The following is a 17,555-nucleotide window of genomic DNA, read 5'->3' on the forward strand; positions in this document are numbered from 1 at the left end:
GGGCGTCAGCCGGCGAGAAGGCGCAGCCGCAGCTGGACCTGCTCGACCTGACGACGGGCCCGGTTCGCGTGCCGGCGGGCGCGAGCCAGCCGGACGACGTACTGGGCCAGACGCTGACGCTCTGCGTCGGCGAGCCGCTGGTTGAGATGGGCTCGGGCCAGGTCTTCGTGCATGAGCTGTTGCATGTGAGTACTCCTCAGAGTGGGTCTGGTGTCTCGCTCACCGTGCGAGTCGGTCGGCGCGGTGATGACGGAAGTGACGTCGAAGGTGTGGGCGGCGAAGATCATGCGGCGACCTCGCACTTGCGGGGGCGGCCACGCGGACGCTTGCGCGCCACGATGGCTCCCTGGACGAGCAGCTGACCGCCCCAGACACCCCACGGCTCACGACGCTCGAGAGCGCCGTCGAGGCAGGCGGTGCGGACAGGGCAGTCGCCGCAGAGCGACTTGGCGAGCTCGACGTCCGCCGGGAGCTCGGCGAACCACAGCTCCGCGTCGTGGGCACGACACGGGATGGTCGCCGAATCTGCACGGGCGTCGAGGGTGGGCTCGAGCAGTGCCGTGAGCTGCAACGGTGTCACCTCCATCTGGTGTTGGGGGGTCTGGACGGCCTGGCGGGGTGTCGCCTGGGCCGGGACGGGGAGCCGGAGCTCTCCGTGCGTGTGGAGCGGTCGCTCCGGAGCGAGGGTGCTCATGAGTGGTAGTCGTCCTGCCTGTGGTCGTGAGTGGTGCGTGCTGACTGGTGAAGCAAGCGGATCGTTGGCGGAACACAAAAAGGCCGCGGATCCCGGTGGTCGGGTTCCGCGGCCTGAAGAGCGCCGGTCAGCTGGTGCTAGACCGGTGGACTCCAGATCGTGGTACCCGAGGGGCCGCCCTTGCGGGTGCGCGGCGCCACGTCGACACCGATGGCGTCAACGAGACCGGCGAAGGACAGACCGGTCCCCTGGTACGTGGCGCTGATGTCCGCAGAGACCACCCCGGAACGCCGAGAGGCGTGCGGACGCGACAGCGCGCTGCAGGTCTCGATGACCTCCAGCTGGATGCTCATGCTCTCCATCGTGTCCACCTCCGTCTCTTGGCTCGGGGCGCCCATGCGGGCGCGTCGGTTGCGTGCGTATGAGAGTAGGGCACCCCCGGGGGTGCGACAACGTATTTATTTCCGCGAGTTCTGATCCGTTGCTGATCCGTGATGCGGAGGGGACGCGCCGAGGCCGACCCCGCGCGCTCGGTGAGGCCGAAAGCCGCCGTCAAACCGTTGCGGCACAAGGGGTCGCGTCGAACACGGCATCCGATCTCGACGCTCGGTCACCGGCCGGTCCGGCCTACCACCCGGGTGGGCTCACCCGGGTGCGTGGCCGGCTCGTCGGGAGGGGTGGGTCTACGGCGCGTCGGAGGCGTCTGCACCGGTGCTGGCGGCGACGGTCGTCGGGTCGGCGCCGGCGAGGACGGCGAGCACCTGCTCGCCGTAGCGCTCGCGCTTGGTGGCGCCGATGCCGGGGATCTGGGCCAGACCGGAGACGTCGTCGGGCTGGTTCTCGGCGAGGGCGACGAGAGTCGCGTCGGTGAACACGACGTACGCCGGCACGCTGGCCGCCGTCGCGACGGCCGAGCGCCAGGTGCGCAGCGCCTCGAAGGTCGTCTCGTCGTACGTCGCAGGGCAGTCATCGCACCGGCCGACCTTGCGTTCGCTGCCGGTCATCAGCGGCGCGCCGCACGTGCGGCACTTGGCGGGCGTCCGCGAGCGCTTGCCGCGGCTCGATCCACCGCGCCCGGACGAGGCCACTCCCCCGCCCGATGACGCATCGTCCGCGGGTCGCAGCCCGTCGAGGAACCGCGATGGCTGCCGCGACGCCCGACCCCCCGGCGTGCGGGCCCGGGCCCACGACACGTGCAGGTGCTCTCGGGTCCGCGTGATGCCGACGTACAGCAGGCGGCGCTCCTCCTCGACCGCCTCCGGCCCGTCGGCCATCGAGATGGGCATCAGCCCCTCGGACACTCCGGCGAGGAACACGGCGTCCCACTCCAGGCCCTTGGCGGAGTGCAGCGAGGCCAGCGTGACGCCCTCGACCGTCGGCGCGTGCTGGGCGGCCGAGCGCTCGTCGAGCTCGGCGACCAGGTCGGCGAGCGTCGCGCCGGGCCGCTTGGCGGCCACCTCGTCGGCCAGGCCAGCGAGCGCCTGCAAGGACTCCCAGCGCTCGCGCACCGCCCCGCTCTGGCTCGGCGGCTGCGCCGACCACCCACCGCTCACCAGCACGTCGCGGGCGGCCTCGCCGAGCGGCGTCTCGGCGTCACCCGCACGAGCCGCACCGCGCAGCAGCATGACGGCCTCACGCACCTCGCGGCGGCTGAAGAACCGCTCTCCGCCGCGCAGCACGTAGGCGATCCCCGCCTCGGCCAGCGCCTGCTCGAGCGACTGAGACTGCGCGTTGGTGCGGAACAGCACCGCCACCTCGCTGGGCCGGGTGCCCTGAGCCACCAGGTCGCCGATGCGCCGTGCGATGCCCGCAGCCTCGGCCACGTCGTCGTCGTACCCGGTGAACGTCGGCTCCGGCCCGGCCGCCCGCTGCGCGACGAGCTCGACCCGCGCCCGCCGCTGCGCCACCGGCACGCGGTCGAGCAGGAGGTTGGCCAGCCGGACGACCTGCGGCGTCGAGCGGTAGTCGCGCACCAGCCGCACGACCTTGGCGCCCTCGTGGCGGCGCGGGAAGTCGAGCAGGTACTTCGGGCTCGCACCGGTGAAGGAGTAGATGGTCTGGCTCGCGTCACCCACGACGCAGACGTCCTGCCGGCCGCCGAGCCACAGGTCGAGCAGCCGCTGCTGCAGCGGGCTGACGTCCTGGTACTCGTCGACGACGAAGTGCCGGTACTGGCGCCGGACCGCCTCGGCGACCTGCGGATGGTCTTGCAGCACCCCGGCCGTGACGAGCAGCACGTCCTCGAAGTCGATGACCCCGCGCTCGCCCTTGACCTCCTCGTACAGCGCGAGCACCCGGGCCATCGCGGTGGCGTCGAGCCCGGCCGGGTCGCGACCGGCGCGCCTCGCGGCTGCAGCGTAGGTCTCCGGCGTCAGCAGGCTGACCTTGGCCCACTCGACCTCGGCGGCGAGGTCGCGCACGGCGGTGCGGTCGAGCTGCAGCCGCAGCCGCGAGCCGGCCTCGGCGACCAGGCCGGCCTTGTGCGGCATCACCTCGGGCGCGGCCCCCCCGATCACCTGCGGCCAGAAGTAGTGCAGCTGGCGCAGCGCGGCCGCGTGGAAGGTGCGCGCCTGGACGCCGGCGACCCCGAGGTCGCGCAGCCGCGAACGCATCTCGCCCGCGGCGCGCGCGGTGAACGTCACGGCGAGCACCTGCTGCGGGGTCATCACGCCCGCGTGCACGCCGTAGGCGATGCGGTGCGTGATCGCGCGCGTCTTGCCCGTGCCCGCGCCCGCGAGCACGCACAGCGGCCCCGCCAGGGACGTCGCGACCTCGCGCTGCTCGGGGTCGAGGGCGTCGAGCACGGCGTCGGCGGAGGCGCGCAGGGCGGTCGGCTGGGTCATCGCGCACCATCCTCGCACCGGCCGCCGACACCGCGAGGACGTCGTCCACAGCGGTGCGGGAAGATCGGCGCATCCGGTGCCGTTGACGCCGTTGAACGTTCAGCCAACCTCACCCCGGGAGCAGCATGTCCGCCACGACGCCACCGCCCGCCGACACCATCACGATGTTCTCCACGACGTGGTGCGGGTACTGCCGCCGCCTGAAGACGCTGCTCGACCGCGAGGGCATCGGCTACACCGAGGTCAACATCGAGACCGACCCCGAGTCGGCGACGTTCGTCGAGCAGGCCAACGGCGGTAACCAGACCGTGCCCACGGTGCTCTTCCCCGACGGCACGGTCGCCACGAACCCCTCGCTCGACGAGGTCAAGGCCCGGCTCGGGGCCGCGGCCTGAGGCCCCTCACCCCGCAGGCGCTGGCCGCCGCCGTCGCCGAGCACGCCAGCACATTCGTGCCGGCCGCTCGCGACGGCGGTTTCGGCGTCCGGGTGGGCGTCGACGGCTGCGTGCCGGACGACGGCGCCGCACTGGCCGACGCCGTCGCCGACCACCTGCTCGGCCGCGGGCTCACGGCGACTCGGGTGCACCAGCGCGACTTCTGCCTGCCCCGCTCACAGCGCCTGGAGCACGGCCCGCGCGACCCCGACGCGCTCTACGACCACTGGTACGACGACGCAGCCCTGCGCCGTGAGGTGCTCGACCGCATCGGCCCCGACGGCGACGACCCCGACGGGCCCAGCTGGCTGCCGACGCTGCGCGATCCGGTGACCGACCGCTCCACGCGGGCCCCGCGCCGGGCGGCGGTGCCCGGCACCGTCGTGGTCGTCGACGGACGTTTCCTGCTGCGCTGGGAGCTCGCCGACGCGTTCGACGTCAGCGTGCACCTCGCGACGTCCGCCGCCGCCCAGGAGCGCCGGCTCGAGCCGGACGAGCGCCCGCGGGCCGTACCCGCCTGGGCGCGCTACCTCGACGAGACCGACCCGGCGGCCCGGGCGAGCTTCGTCGTCCGCTTCGACCACCCGGCGCGCCCCGCCCTGCAACGCGCCCCCTGACCCCCGCCCTTCTGGCAAATTCCCCGGAACTTGTACGTCTCGCGCAGCCCAGTCGTACAAATTCCGGGGGATTTGCCGGGTGGGCAGAGAGCTAGGACGGCGGCGGGTCGGGCAGGCGCTCGCCGTACCAGTGCTCGACCAGCGCGCGCGAGATCGACACCCGCGGCGAGAGCCCCACGATTCCGGCGTCGACCGCCTCGCGCAGCTCGGCGCGCGTGAACCACCGCGCCTCGGCGATCTCGTCGCCGTCCGGCCGGACGTCGGTGCCCAGCGCGTGCGCGGTGAAGCCGAGCATCACCGACGACGGGAACGGCCACGGCTGACTGCCCCGGTAGGCCACCTCACCGACCGCCAGCCCGACCTCCTCGAGCACCTCGCGGCGCACCGCCGCCTCGAGCGACTCCCCCGGCTCGACGAACCCCGCGAGCGTGGAGAACCGGCCCGCGGGCCAGTCGACGTGCCGGCCGAGCAGCAGCCGGTCGTCGTCGTCGACGACGGTCATGATCACCGCCGGGTCGGTGCGCGGCCAGTGCTGGCTGCCGTCCGCGGTGCAGCGCCGCACGTACCCGGCCTCGATCACCTCGGTGGGCGCGCCGCACCGCGGGCAGAACCGGTGCGCGTCGTGCCAGTTGAGCACCGCGACGGCCTGGACGACGAGCCCGGCGTCCGCCGGGCCGAGGGCCGGTGCGAGGGCACGCAGCCCCTGCCACGACGGGTCGTCGTCGGCCGGCGCCTCGTCGACGGCCAGGCCCACCGCGACGCGGGACACGCCGTCCTGCTCACCGAGGAACACGCCCAGCCGGCGCGCATCGGCTGCCGCGGGCGGCCGCCACCGCAACCGGTCGCCGTCGGCCAGCTGCGCGCGTCCCCTCGACACCTCCAGCACGCGCGTCGCCGGCGCGGCCAGCAGCTCCGCGAGCAGCGTCGGGCTGCGGCGAGCCGCGGCACGGTCGTCGACGGCGCGGGTGAGCGCCAGCTCGGACAGGTGGAGCGAGCCCTGCTCGCCGGGTGAACTCACGCCCCGCACGCTAGCGAGCGCCGTCGCAGGCAACACGCCGGGCCGCCCCGATCCGGTCGGCCACCGCACGCCCCGCTGGCTTACCGTGATCGCGTGACCCGCACGGACCTGCAGCTCGCTGCCCTCGCCAGCGCCGCCGTGCCCGGGCTCGACCCGGTGTCGGTGGAGCCGCCGCAGGTCGACGGCATGGACTTCGACGTCGCGATCGTCACCGACGACCAGCAGCGCCGCTGGGTCGTGCGCGCACCCCGCCGCACGGCCGCCGCAGTGGCGCTCGACGTCGAGGCGCGGCTGCTGCCGCTCCTCGGCCGCTACCTGCCGGTGGCCGTACCTCAGCCGGCCGGTCGCGCCCCGCTGCCGGACGGCGGCGAGTGCCTCGTGCACCCCTACCTGCCGGGGCGTCCCGTCCGCGCCGACGAGCTGCGCGCCGGCTCGGCCCTCGCCGCGCAGGTCGGCCGCGCCATCGCCGCCCTGCACGAGATCGACCCGCGAGCGCTCGAGGACGCCGGGCTGCCGACGTACACGGCGCAGGAGTACCGGCTGCGCCGGCTGTCGGACGTCGACCGCGCGGCGCAGACGGGCCACGTGCCGGCGGCGCTGCTGGCCCGGTGGGAGCACGCGCTCGAGGACGTGTCGCGCTGGCGGTTCGTCCCCACGCCAGTGCACGGCGACCTCGCACCCGAGCACGTGCTGGTCGACCGCGGCGCCCTGAGCGGCGTGATCGACTGGGGCGAGGCCGCCGTGGCCGACCCCGCCGACGACCTCGCCTGGGTGGCCGTCACCGCGGACGACGACGGCCTCGACACGGTGCTCGAGGCCTACGCCATGGGCCGCGGCGAGGCGCCCGACCGGCACCTGCTCGACCGGGCCCGGCTGGCCGGTGAGCTGGCCCTCGCGCGCTGGCTGCTCAGTGGCGTGGCAGCCGACGACGCCGACGTCGTCGAGCGCGCGAGCCGGCACCTGCTCGAGCTCGCCGAGCACGTCGCGGACGAGGACTGAACCCCGTGCGCGTCGCGACGTTCAACCTGTGGTCGGGGCGGTCGCTACCTCCCCGCGACCCCGCAGCCGGCCTCGCCGCACCCGCGGTGGACGGCGACCGGCTGGCTCGCTCCGTGGCCCGTCTCGTCGACCTCGGCGTTGACGTCCTCGCGGTGCAGGAGGTCGACCACGGCCAGGAGCGCAGCGGTGGCATCGACCAGCTCGCGGCCGTGGCCGAGGCGTTCGGGGCGACGCACCACCGTTTCACACCGACGCTGACGGGTGTGCCGGGGCCGGCGTCGGGGTGGCAGGGTCTGGAGCGCGGACACCCCGATGCTCACACGACGCCGGCCGGCCGACCGGCGTACGGCATCGGGCTGGTGTCCCGGCTGCCCGTGCTGGCCTGGCGCGTCCGAGCGCTGGCGGGGTCGCGGGCCGTGCTTCCGATGGTGCTGCCGCAGGTGCCCGACGACGGCTCGGTCACGAAGGCGCCGCGCGTGATGTTCGTGCCCGACGAGCCGCGGGCGGCGCTCGCAGCCGTGGTGCAGGGACCCCGCGGCCCGGTCACCGTCATCTCCACGCACCTGTCGTTCTCGCCGCTGGCGGCACGTCGCCAGCTGCGCGCGGTGACCCGCTGGGCGCGCTCGCTGCCCGGCCCACGCGTGCTCGCCGGTGACCTGAACCTGCCCGGGCCCGTGCCGGGCTGGCTGACGGGGTGGACGTCCCTCGCGCGTGCGGCGACCTACCCGGCGCCCGCGCCGCGCCTGCAGCTCGACCACCTGCTCACCGATGCGGCGACGGCGACGGCGGGCTTCACGCAGGCGCTGTCGCTCGAGGTCTCCGACCACCTCGCGCTCCTCGCCGACGTCGACCCCTGACGCCTGCCCCTCCTTCGCGATCGTGCACGTCGGACCCAGCGCGAAGCCGTGGCCGCCGTCCGCCATGGCGAACCGCTCGGCGGACGCCGGGATGCGAGGCAGCGCGGTGCTGGCGGCGCTCACCGCGACGCCGGCTCGCGGCTGACCGGACCGTCCGGCTGCTGCGAGCCACTCCCCCGCGTCGCCCGCAAGGACCACACCACCGACGTCCCGACCAGCACGCCGACCACGCCCAGCGACAGCAACGTCGGCACCTTCACGTCGACGGCGAGCAGCAGCATCTTCACGCCGACCCAGACCAGCACGAGCGACAGACCGGTCTTGAGGTAGACGAACCGGTGCATGAGGTCGGCAAGCAGGAAGTACATCGCCCGCAGGCCGAGGATCGCGAAGGCGTTCGCTGTGAAGACGAGGAACGGCTCCTGCGTCACCGCGAAGATCGCCGGCACCGAGTCGACGGCGAAGACCAGGTCGGTGCCCTCGACCACCAGCAGCACGACGAGCAGCGGCGTCGCCACCCAGCGACCGGCGCGGCGCACGATGACGCGGGCACCGTGGTAGTCGCGCGTGTGCGGGACCACCCGCCGCAGCCAGCCCACGGCACGCGACCCCTCGATGTCGGCGTGCTCGTGCCGGTGGCGCAGCATCCGCACGCCGGTGACGACCAGGAAGGCGCCGAACACGTACAGCACCCACGAGAAGCTGCTGATCAGTACGGCGCCCAGCGCGATGAGGCCGGCACGCATCACCAGCGCGCCCACGACGCCGAGGAAGAGCACCCGGTGCTGGTACTCCCGCGGCACCGCGAAGGCCGAGAAGATCACGGCCCAGACGAAGACGTTGTCGACGGCCAGGCTCTTCTCGATCACGTAGCCCGCGAAGTACTGCGCCGACGCCTCGCCGCCCAGCGCCGCCCAGACCACGCCACCGAAGGCGACGGCGACCGCCACCCACACCGCCGACCACACCGCAGCCTCACGGACGCCGATGACGTGCGCCCTGCGGTGCGCGAACAGGTCGACAGCGAGCAGGGCGAGGATGACGGCGACGACGGCCAGCCAGGCCCACCAGGGAACGAGCACGAGCACACCTCCGGTCAGTGACCGAGGTCTCGCCCGCCGCCGGAGCGACCCGCACGCCGAGCTTCGTCGGTGAAGCCGTACTGACGACGTGCGGTGCTGGGGTACTCCCCTCGCCACTCATGGTGAGGCATGGCCAGCGCGTACCGCAAGCCGGTGGGCCGCAACCGATTCAGCGAGGATCGCCGTCGATGGCGCGCAGCATGGCCACGAGCTCGGCCTCGCCGAGCAGGTCGGCCGGTCGCACCGTCTCGCCGGTCGCGACGTAGCAGAAGGCGGCACCGATGCGATCGAGAGGGACGCCGTGCAGCCGGTGCCAGGCCAACCGGTAGGCGGCCAGCTGGACGGCCCGCGACCTCGCCGGCGCCCCGCTGGGCGGCGCACCGGTCTTCCAGTCGACGATGTCGACGCCACCGTCGTCGCGCGCGAACACGGCGTCGACGCGTCCGCGCACCACCGTGCCGTCGACCGGCGTCTCGAGCGGCACCTCGACGGCCACGACCCGCCGGTGCGCCCACTCGGTGGCCAGGAACCGCTCGATGAGCTGCGCGAGGTCGTCGTCGTGCGCGGCGTCGTCGTCGGCCGCTCCCGGCAGGTCGAGCAGGTCGACCATGGCGGCGGCGCCGAGGTAGCGCTCGACCCACGCGTGGAAGGCGGTGCCGCGCCGGCCCGCCGGGTGCGGCTGGCGCGGCATGGGGCGCCGCAGGTCGAGCGCGAGGGAGCGCGGGTCGTCGGCCAGGCGCACGAGCCGGGACGCCGACACGTGCGTGGGCAGCGCGACGACGGCACCGCGGTCGCGGCTCGCGGCGCGCTCGGCGAGCAACAGCTCGATCTCGGTGTCGAGGCGCTGCCAGCCGGCGCCCTCGACGACAGCGCCGGCCACGCCCTCGCAGGCCTGCGCCGCGGCCGTCCGCACCAGCTCGGCGCCCTGCTCGACGTCGGCCCGGCGCTCGCCCAGGGGGTCGACCGGCCAGGTGGCCGGCCCGAAGGCCTCGTCGGGCGGCTTGCCCTCGCCGTCCGGCGGCACGGCGCACACCTGCCCGACGCGCACCCCCGACGCGACGTGCGGGGCCACGGTGTCGTCACCGACGTGCAGGCCGGGCACCAGCTCGGTGAGGAATCGCGAAGCCAGCCGCGGGGTGAGCGTGGTGCCCCACACGTGGCTCGTCAGCAGCAGGTGGGCACGGGCGCGGGTGACGGCGACGTAGACCAGCCGCCGCTCCTCGGCGAGCTCGTGCTCGCCGCCGCGACGGTAGAACGCCTCCAGCTCAGCGCGCAGCGCCTTCTGGTCGGCCGCTGCCGACCACCGCACGTCGGGCAGGCTGGCGCGGTCGCCGCGCAGGGCGTAGGGCACGGTGCCGAGGGTCGCCAACCAGCCGCGGTCCTTCACCTCGCCGATCACCCAGCCGGAGCCGTCCGAGCGGGGCCGTGCGTTGTGGCTCGGGAACGCCCCCTCGACCAGGCCGGGAACGGCCACGACGTCCCACTCCAGGCCTTTGGCGGCGTGGATGGTCATGACCTGCACGACGTGCTCGTCGACGTCGACCTGGCCCGGCTCCAGGCCGTGCTCCTGCTCGTCCGCGGCCTCGAGCCAGGCGAGGAACGCCCCGAGCGTCGGCCGCTGGGCGGTGCTCTCGAAGCCGGCCGCGACGTCGGCGATGGCGTCCAGGTGCGCGCGGGCCTGGGCGAAGCCGACGTCGGCGCGGCTGGCCACCTCGACGTCGAGCAGCAGCGCGCGCTCGGTGTCGGCGACCAGCTCGGGTAGCGGCAGGTGGGTACGGCGCCGCAGCCCACGCAGCAGGCCGGCCAGCCGCTGCAGACGCGGCCGCGCGGCGGCGGACAGGTCACGGCCCTGGGGGTCGGTCCAGGCCGGGGGCGGCAGCTCGTCGAGCGCCTCCGCCAGGCTCGCGGCGTCCTCCTCGCTCTCCCCCGCCGACCTGCGACCGGGCTCACCGGATCGCCGCCGGTGCAGCTCGCGCGCCCACGCGCCGAGGGCCGTCAGGTCGTGCGCACCGAGCCGACAGGTGGGGCCGGTGAGCAGCCGCATCAGGTGGTCGCCGCGCGTGGGGTCGTGGACGACGCGCAAGGCGCTGAGCAGGTCGGCGACCTCGGGGGTCGACAGCAGGCCGCCAAGACCGACCACCTGGTAGGGCAGGCCGGCCCGAAGCAGGGCCGCCTCGACCTGCGGGAACTGCGAGCGCTTGCGGCACAGCACCGCCGCCGACCGGCCGGGCACCGGGCGAGCGTCGGGTCCCAGCCACCGGGCGGCCACCCACTGCGCCACCGCGTCGGCCTCGACGGCGCTGGTCTCCAGCGCTCGCACCTCGACCTCCCCTGAGCCCGCGCCGTCACGTCGGCGCAGCGGTTCGACGTCGACACGGGTCTGCTGCTGCAGCGGCTGGGCCAGCACGTTCGCCACCTCGAGCACGAGCTCGTCGTTGCGCCAGCTCGTCGACAGCGGCAGCACGGGCGAAGGCTCGCCAGACGCCGTCCGAAAGCGCTCGCGGAACGCGTTCAGCGTGTCGGCGCTCGCGCCCCGCCAGCCGTAGATCGACTGGTGCGGGTCGCCCACGGCCGTCACGGCGTGGCCGCCACCGAAGAGCGACTCGAGCATCACCAGCTGGGCGTGGCTGGTGTCCTGGAACTCGTCGAGCAGCACGGCGCGGTACTGCTGGCGCAGGCCGGCGCCGACGTCCGGCAGCTCACGGGCCAGGCGGGCCGCGAGTGCCAGCTGGTCGCCGAAGTCCAGCGCCTCGCGGTCGCGCTTGGCCTGCTGGTAGGCCCGCACGAGTGGCAGCAGCTGGCGGCGGGCGGCGAGGTTGCCCAGCAGCGTCGTCACCTCGGCGTACCGCTTGGCCGGTGCCCCGCTGCGGCCTGCAGTGGCGTCGCTGTAGGGCAGCGCCTCGACCCGCGCCATGACGTCGGCGAGGTAGGTGTCGACGGCGTCGAGGTCGACGAGGTGCTCGGCCGCCTCGCCCGCGAGGTCGAGCACCGCGGTGACGACGGTCGAGACCGCGTAGTCGACCGCGCCCATGTCGCCGGACCACCGCTCGACGATGTCGGATGCCAGCTGCCAGCACGATGCCTCGGTGAGCAGCCGCGACTCGGGCTCCACGCCGAGGCGCAGGCCCTGCTCGCGCACGAGGCGACCCGCGAAGGAGTGGTAGGTGGCGACCGTGACGTCGAGGTCGACCGCCGCGCCGCTCGCGTCGGCGGCGTGGTCGGCGTGGTCGGCGTGGTCGGCGTGGACGTTGTGGTGGTCGGGGACGCTGGGCGGCTCGGGGGGCGTCCAGAGCCCCGCTCGGCGCAGCGCGCGCAGCCGACTGCGCACCCGCTCGCCCAGCTCGGCCGCGGCCTTGCGGGTGAAGGTGAGCCCGAGCACCTCCCCCGGCGCGACGTCGCCGCCGGCGACGAGCCACACGACGCGGCCCGCCATGGTCTCGGTCTTGCCCGAGCCGGCACCGGCCACCACGAGCAGCGGGCTGAGCGGCGCCTCGATCACGGCGACCTGCTCCGGCGTCGGGTCGGGCTTGCCCAGCGCGCGGGCGATGTCGACGGCGCTCGGCCGGCTCACGAGGTCACCTGCCGTCCCTCGGGTCGCGCAGGGCACGAGCTGCGCACGGGGCAGCGATCGCACAGGTCGTTGACCGTCGCGACGAACTGGTGCTGAGCCATGCCGTGCGCCACCCGGTCGAGCAGCTCGACGGCCCAGCCGCCGCCGTCGGGCAGCGCCTCCTGACGCTGCACCTTGGGCTTCTTCTCGGTGCCGCCCAGCTGCACCAGCGCGGCGCCGGCCACCGGGACGTCCGGTGCGTGGTCGGCGAAGGCGCCGGCCAGCCCCAGCAGCTGGTAGGCGCCGAGCTGCGGCTGCTGCGGCAGCTCCTTGGCGGCCGGCGCCTGCTTGCCCGTCTTGAGGTCGATGACGTGCAGGCCGTCGCCGTCGCGCTCGAGCCGGTCGACCCGGCCGACCACGCGAGCCTGGCCGTGCGGCAGGTCGAGCACGACGTCGACGTCGAGCTCGCTCGCCACGAGCTCGGGGGCGCCGGCGAGGTAGTCGGCCAGCTTGCGCACGACGCGTTCGGCGCGCTCGCGCTGCACGTCGCCCGCGAAGCCCTCACCCCAGCCGAGCACGTGCCACCGGCGACGCAGCTCGGCGAGCAGGGTCTCGGCGTCGGCGTCGGGAAGCTCGTCGGCCAGGTCGTGCACGAGCGTGCCGAGGCCTTGCGAGGCCGACGTCGGAGCGGTGCCGCCCGCCGCCGTGAGCAGCCAGCGCAGGCCGCAGCGCTCGAACGCCTCGACCTTCGACGGCGAGACGCGCACCGGGCCGTCGGTGGCCAGCGGACGGTCGTCGGTGAGCTCGGCGACGCCGTACCAGTCGTCGGGGTGCGCTCCGGGGACGCCCTCGGCGGCGAGCCGCGCCAGACGGCGCGCCGCGGCGCCGGCCGCCGGGCCGCCGCCGCACACCTGCTGGCGGAGCCGGGCCACGACGCCCGCGAGGGTGAGCGGGTGGGTGGGCAGGGTGATGGTGCGGACGCCGTCGGCGTCCCAGCCGGCTGCTGGCAGAGCCTCAGGCGGCGGGTCGACGAGGTCGACGAACGGCGACGGCTGCTCGTCGTCGTCGCGCACGGCGGTGACCAGCAGCGCGGCGCGCGACCGGCTCACCGCCACGTGCAGCAGTCGCGTCTCGTCGTCGCGCACGGCCAGCAGGTCGGAGCGCAGTGATGGCTCGCGACCGGCCAGCACGTCGACCAACCGCTCGGCGCCGAGCAGCGAGCCGCGCAGACGCAGGTCGGGCCACACGCCGTCCTGGACGCCGGCCACCACGACGACGTCCCACTCACGCCCGGCCGCCGAAGCCGGCGTGAGCAGGGCGACGGCCTCGCCGGCCGCCCGCTCGGCCAGCGTGTCGGCGGCGACGTCCTGACCGCGCAGGTACTCGATGAACTCGCGCGCTCCGGCCTGCGGCAAGCGGTCGACGAAGCGCGTGGCGGCGTCGAACAGCGCGACGACGGCGTCGAGGTCGCGGTCGGCGCGGGCGCCGGACGCCCCGCCTGCCAGCGCCGCCCGCTGCCACGGGCCGCCCAGACCGGACGCCGACCAGATCGCCCACAACAGCGTCTCGGCCGTGGCGCCCTCAGCCCCCGAGGTCATCGCGGCCACGCCGGCTGCGAGCACGCGCGCCACCCGCGTGGCGGGGTCGGCCGTCAGCGACTCGATGCTGCCCAACCGGCCCGGCTCGAGCAGCGCCTCGACCAGCAGCTCGTCGCTCGAACGCGCACGCTCGCCATCACCCGCCCCGAGCTCCTCGGCGCGCAACGCCTGGCGCAGCCGGCGCACGGCGATCGCGTCGGCGCCACCCAGCGGCGACATCAGCAGCGACACCGCGCCCTCCGCGTCGAGCGCCGGCTCACCGGCCACCAGACGCAGCACCGCCTCGTAGGCGTCGAGCAGCGGCACGACGGCGGTCTGGTCGCGCACCGGCACCTCGGTGAGCGGGACGTCGACCGGCACACCGGACTGCTGCAACCCCCGGCGCAGCGATGCGGCGCGCTGCCGGCCGCGCACGAGCACCGCCATGCGCGACCACGGCACGCCGTCGCTCAGGTGCGCGCGGCGCAGCCGGTCGGCGACGAACGCCACCTCATGCGCCGCCGAGCGCAGCACGTGCACCTCGGCGCGGCCGTGCTCCCGCGCACCCGGTGCGGTGCCGGCGTCCGGCCGCTCGACGAGCAGCCGGTGCGCCGCCCCTCCCCGCGCGCCGATCGCGTCGGCGACCCGGCGGCTCACCGCGCGCAACGCGGGCGGCTGGCGCCAGGAAGTGCGTAGCCGCACGACAGTCGGGGCCGCCGCGCCCGGCTCGCGCACCGGGTCGAGCAGGAAGTCCGGGTCCGCGCCGCGGAAGGACTGCGTGACCGCGTCGGCGTCCCCGGCGAGCAGGAGCGACGGACGAGTCCCGACCACCAGGCGCAGCAGGTCAGCGGCCGCTGCGGTGAGCTCGTGCGCGTCGTCGACCGCCACGAACTGCACCTGCGCCCGCACCCGCTCGAGCAGCTCGGCGTCGCCTGCCATGCGAGCCGCCGCCTCGGCCGTGATCGCCGCCGGGTCGTAGCCACCCGGCGTCGACAACGCCGTCACGTCGAGGTACTCGCGCAGCACCCCGGCTGCCGCGACCCACTCCGGGCGCCGGTGCCGGCGTCCGAGCGCCGCGAGCTCGCTCGGCGACACGCCCCGCTCGACCGCGCGCATCAGCAGGTCACGCAGCTGGCCGCGAAAGGCCCGGGTGCCGATGGCCGGCAGCAGGTCGGGCGGCCAGGCGGGGTCGCGGCCGTGGCCCATCGCATGACCGGCCAGCAGCTCGCGCAGCACGACGTCCTGCTCCGGTCCGGTGATCAGCCGGGGCGCCGGCTCACCGCTGAGCGCCGCCGCCTGGCGCAGCACGCCGAACGCGAACGACTGCGGGGTGCGGGCCAGCGGCTCACGCACCGTCACGGCGAGCCGCCCGGTGACCAGCTCGCGCAGCCGAGCGGCCGCCAGCCGCGTCGGAGCGAGCACGAGCACCGTGCCGGCGTCGAGCCCGTCGTGCTCGACGCGGTGGGCCACGGCTTCCACCAGCGTCGTCGTCTTGCCCGACCCGGGCGCGCCGATGAGGCTGAGCGCGCTGCCGCGGTGCTCGACGGCCGCGAGCTGCTCGACGTCGAGCGTGCGCGACGTCGGGACGAGGCGCTCGCGGCGCAGCACGAGCGCCGGCTCCGCGCGCTCACGCAGGGGGGTCTGGGTCACGCTGACGATCCCATCACAGGGCTCCGACAGGCCCGTGGGACGACCAGCGAGTCATCCGGCCCAGCGGGCGCGAGCCAGGTCGACCCGCTGGCCCGACGCACGCAGAGGCGTTCCCTCGGCGCGGTACTGCTCCAACGCCTCGCGTTCCAGCCCGGGCGGCGGGCTGCCGTCGGCGCGCAGCACGCGCCACCAGGGCACCGCGTTGCCGTGGCGCGACATCACCGCGCCGACCCGCCGGGGGCCGCCGTCGCCGAGGTACTCCGCGATGTCGCCGTAGGTGACGACCTGGCCCGGCGGCACCTGGTCGACGACGTCCAGGACCCGGGCCGCGAAGTCGTCGAGGTCGGGCAGGTCAGCGGGCGCGGCGTCGGGCACGGGACCCAGTCTGCCGTGCCAGACTGCGGGCGTGCCTCGCCGACTCATCGCCGTGACCACAGCCGTCGCCGTCGTCTGCCTGCCTCTCGCCGCGTGCAGCCAGGCCGAGGACGCCGCCCGCTCCGCCGCGTCGAACGCCGCGACGAACGCCGCCGACTCGCTGCGCACCAAGGCGCAGCAGGAGGCCGTGAAGCAGGCGTGCGGGCTCACCACCGGCTCCGGGCCGCTCGCCGACGGGCAGGTGTCGGCGAACGAGCGGGCGGCGGTGGCCTCGATCGCGTCCGTGGCCGAGCAGGCCGGCGTCCCGAAGCAGTACACCGACCCCCTGCAGACGGTCGGCGACTCCGAGGCCGGCAAGGCCGCCACCGCGAAGGCGGTCGACGCGCTGAGGCAGGCCTGCGCCGGCCAGGCCGCGAGCTAGGCCGCTGGTCGAGGGTTCCGTCCGCTTGTCGAGGGGTGCACCCCTCGACAAGCGGAGTGTCACCCACTCAACGTGATCAACGAGCGCTACCCCGGGACGGCGCGAGGTCAGTAGGTGGGCAGGCTCGGGTCGACCTGCTCGACCCAGGCCAGCACCCCGCCGTCGAGGTGCCGGGCGTCCGGGTGGCCGGCCGCGCGCAGGAGGTCGAGCGCGGCCGCCGACCGCACGCCGGAGCGGCAGTGCAGCACCACGGGTCGGTCGAACGGGATCTGCTCGAACGCCTCACCGGTGTCGAACGCCGCCCGGGGCACCGCGACGGCGCCGGGGATCGACACGATGGCCCGCTCGCCGGGCTCACGGACGTCGACCAGCACCAGGTCGGACTCGCCCCGCTCGCGGGCAGCGAGCAGCTCGGCCAGCTCGGCGGGTGCGACGAGCGCGCCGTCGCGCCGCTCGGGCACGGGCGGCAGGCCGCAGAACTGCTCGTAGTCGATCAGGCCGGTGTCGCGAGTGATGGTGGGGTGCTCGCCGCACACCGGGCACTGGGGGTCGGGACGCACGCGCAGCTCGCGCCAGCTCGCCCGCAGCGCGTCGTGCACGAGCAACCGCCCGAGCAGCGGCTCCCCCATGCCGACGACGAGCTTGACCACCTCGGTGCCCTGCGCGGCACCGATCGCCGCGCACAGCAGACCCAGCACGCCACCCTCCGCGCACGACGGGACGCTGCCGGGCGGGGGCGGGTCGGGGAACAGGCAGCGGTAGCAGGGCCCGTGACCACCCCAGAAGACGCTGACCTGACCGTCGAAGCGGTAGATCGACCCCCACACGCACGGGACGCCGAGCAGCACGCAGGCGTCGTTCACCAGGTAGCGCGTGGCGAAGTTGTCGGTGCCGTCGACCACGAGGTCGTAGCCGGCGAGCACGTCCAGGGCGTTGCTCGAGTCCAGCCGCACCGGGTGGCGCACCACCCGCACCAGCGGGTTCACCTCGGCGATGGCGTCGGCCGCCGAGTCGACCTTGCGGCGTCCGACGTCGCTCGCGCCGTGCACCACCTGGCGCTGCAGGTTCGACGCCTCGACGACGTCAGGGTCGATCACGCCGATGGTGCCGACGCCGGCCGCGGCCAGGTAGAGCAGCGCCGGGGAGCCCAGGCCACCGGCGCCGACGACGGCGATGCGCGCGCCGGTCAGGCGGCGCTGACCCAGCTCGCCGACGTCCGGGATGAGCAGGTGGCGGGCGTAGCGCGCGACCTGCTCGCGGTCGAGCGGCGGGCCGGGGTCGACGAGCGGGGGCAGGCTCACGGACCAACTGTAGGCGCGACGGCGGTTGTCGAGGCTTCTGTCCGCTTGTCGAGGCGTGCAACCCTCGACAAGCGGAGTGTCACCCACTGGACGTGATCAACGATGCCGCGGGTGGGGCGGGGGCGGGGGCGGGTGCG

15 protein-coding genes are annotated in these 17,555 nt (G+C 75.1%); 5 read left to right on the forward strand and 10 right to left on the reverse strand.

Features of this window, described 5'->3' with window-relative positions:
- Positions 1-5: 5 nt before the first annotated feature.
- The 4 genes from ASD06_RS18675 to ASD06_RS02145 form a co-directional block, all read right to left on the reverse strand.
- On the reverse strand, positions 6-185 hold the full coding sequence (locus tag ASD06_RS18675; RefSeq protein ID WP_157371437.1) for a hypothetical protein: 180 nt from the start codon (positions 183-185) through the stop codon (positions 6-8).
- Positions 186-283: 98 nt separating this feature from the next.
- Complete coding sequence (locus tag ASD06_RS02135; RefSeq protein WP_304438668.1) at positions 284-694, reverse strand: WhiB family transcriptional regulator; 411 nt, start codon at positions 692-694, stop codon at positions 284-286.
- Positions 695-831: 137 nt separating this feature from the next.
- On the reverse strand, positions 832-1,047 hold the full coding sequence (locus tag ASD06_RS02140; RefSeq protein WP_157371438.1) for a hypothetical protein: 216 nt from the start codon (positions 1,045-1,047) through the stop codon (positions 832-834).
- A gap of 330 nt (positions 1,048-1,377) precedes the next feature.
- Complete coding sequence (locus ASD06_RS02145) at positions 1,378-3,537, reverse strand: ATP-dependent DNA helicase UvrD2 (RefSeq protein ID WP_056672422.1); 2,160 nt, start codon at positions 3,535-3,537, stop codon at positions 1,378-1,380.
- A gap of 125 nt (positions 3,538-3,662) precedes the next feature.
- Between ASD06_RS02145 and ASD06_RS02150 the strand changes: the two genes are divergently transcribed.
- The gene (locus ASD06_RS02150; RefSeq protein WP_056672424.1) at positions 3,663-3,932 is read left to right on the forward strand and encodes a mycoredoxin; all 270 of its coding nucleotides are present in this window, start codon (positions 3,663-3,665) and stop codon (positions 3,930-3,932) included.
- Positions 3,933-3,988: 56 nt separating this feature from the next.
- Positions 3,989-4,588, forward strand: coding sequence for a hypothetical protein (locus ASD06_RS02155; protein WP_056672426.1), 600 nt, complete (start codon positions 3,989-3,991; stop codon positions 4,586-4,588).
- 91 nt (positions 4,589-4,679) lie between these two features.
- Here the strand turns inward: ASD06_RS02155 and nudC are convergent, their stop codons facing one another.
- Positions 4,680-5,606, reverse strand: a complete 927-nt coding sequence (gene nudC, locus ASD06_RS02160) for an NAD(+) diphosphatase (protein WP_082537641.1) — start codon at positions 5,604-5,606, stop codon at positions 4,680-4,682.
- 93 nt (positions 5,607-5,699) lie between these two features.
- Between nudC and ASD06_RS02165 the strand changes: the two genes are divergently transcribed.
- On the forward strand, positions 5,700-6,605 hold the full coding sequence (locus ASD06_RS02165; RefSeq protein WP_056672428.1) for a macrolide 2'-phosphotransferase: 906 nt from the start codon (positions 5,700-5,702) through the stop codon (positions 6,603-6,605).
- Positions 6,606-6,610: 5 nt separating this feature from the next.
- Positions 6,611-7,462 carry an endonuclease/exonuclease/phosphatase family protein gene (locus ASD06_RS02170; protein WP_056672430.1) on the forward strand — a complete coding sequence of 284 codons (852 nt, stop codon included), beginning with the start codon at positions 6,611-6,613 and terminating at the stop codon, positions 7,460-7,462.
- 119 nt (positions 7,463-7,581) lie between these two features.
- On the opposite strand, the gene ASD06_RS02175 is transcribed toward ASD06_RS02170, so the two are convergent.
- The 4 genes from ASD06_RS02175 to ASD06_RS02190 all read right to left on the reverse strand — a co-directional run bounded on the left by ASD06_RS02175 (position 7,582) and on the right by ASD06_RS02190 (position 15,744).
- Positions 7,582-8,544: a TerC family protein gene (locus tag ASD06_RS02175; RefSeq protein WP_056673016.1), complete on the reverse strand. Its 963-nt coding sequence runs from the start codon at positions 8,542-8,544 to the stop codon at positions 7,582-7,584.
- A 169-nt stretch (positions 8,545-8,713) separates the two neighbouring features.
- Positions 8,714-12,115 (reverse strand): ATP-dependent DNA helicase, encoded by a 3,402-nt coding sequence (locus tag ASD06_RS02180; RefSeq protein ID WP_200941800.1) that lies wholly within the window; start codon positions 12,113-12,115, stop codon positions 8,714-8,716.
- On the reverse strand, positions 12,112-15,279 hold the full coding sequence (locus ASD06_RS02185; protein ID WP_369853655.1) for an ATP-dependent helicase: 3,168 nt from the start codon (positions 15,277-15,279) through the stop codon (positions 12,112-12,114). The genes ASD06_RS02180 and ASD06_RS02185 overlap by 4 nt, the downstream gene beginning before the upstream one ends.
- A 93-nt stretch (positions 15,280-15,372) precedes the next feature.
- Complete coding sequence (locus tag ASD06_RS02190) at positions 15,373-15,744, reverse strand: MGMT family protein (protein ID WP_082537643.1); 372 nt, start codon at positions 15,742-15,744, stop codon at positions 15,373-15,375.
- On the opposite strand from ASD06_RS02190, the gene ASD06_RS02195 reads away from it, so the two are divergent.
- Positions 15,728-16,117, forward strand: coding sequence for a hypothetical protein (locus ASD06_RS02195; RefSeq protein WP_056672434.1), 390 nt, complete (start codon positions 15,728-15,730; stop codon positions 16,115-16,117). The genes ASD06_RS02190 and ASD06_RS02195 overlap by 17 nt on opposite strands.
- Before the next feature lie 107 nt (positions 16,118-16,224).
- On the opposite strand, the gene moeB is transcribed toward ASD06_RS02195, so the two are convergent.
- The gene (gene moeB / locus ASD06_RS02200) at positions 16,225-17,418 is read right to left on the reverse strand and encodes a molybdopterin-synthase adenylyltransferase MoeB (RefSeq protein ID WP_056672436.1); all 1,194 of its coding nucleotides are present in this window, start codon (positions 17,416-17,418) and stop codon (positions 16,225-16,227) included.
- Positions 17,419-17,555: the final 137 nt, after the last annotated feature.

The sequence above is a fragment of the Angustibacter sp. Root456 genome, assembly GCF_001426435.1.
Lineage (GTDB): Bacteria > Actinomycetota > Actinomycetes > Actinomycetales > Angustibacteraceae > Angustibacter.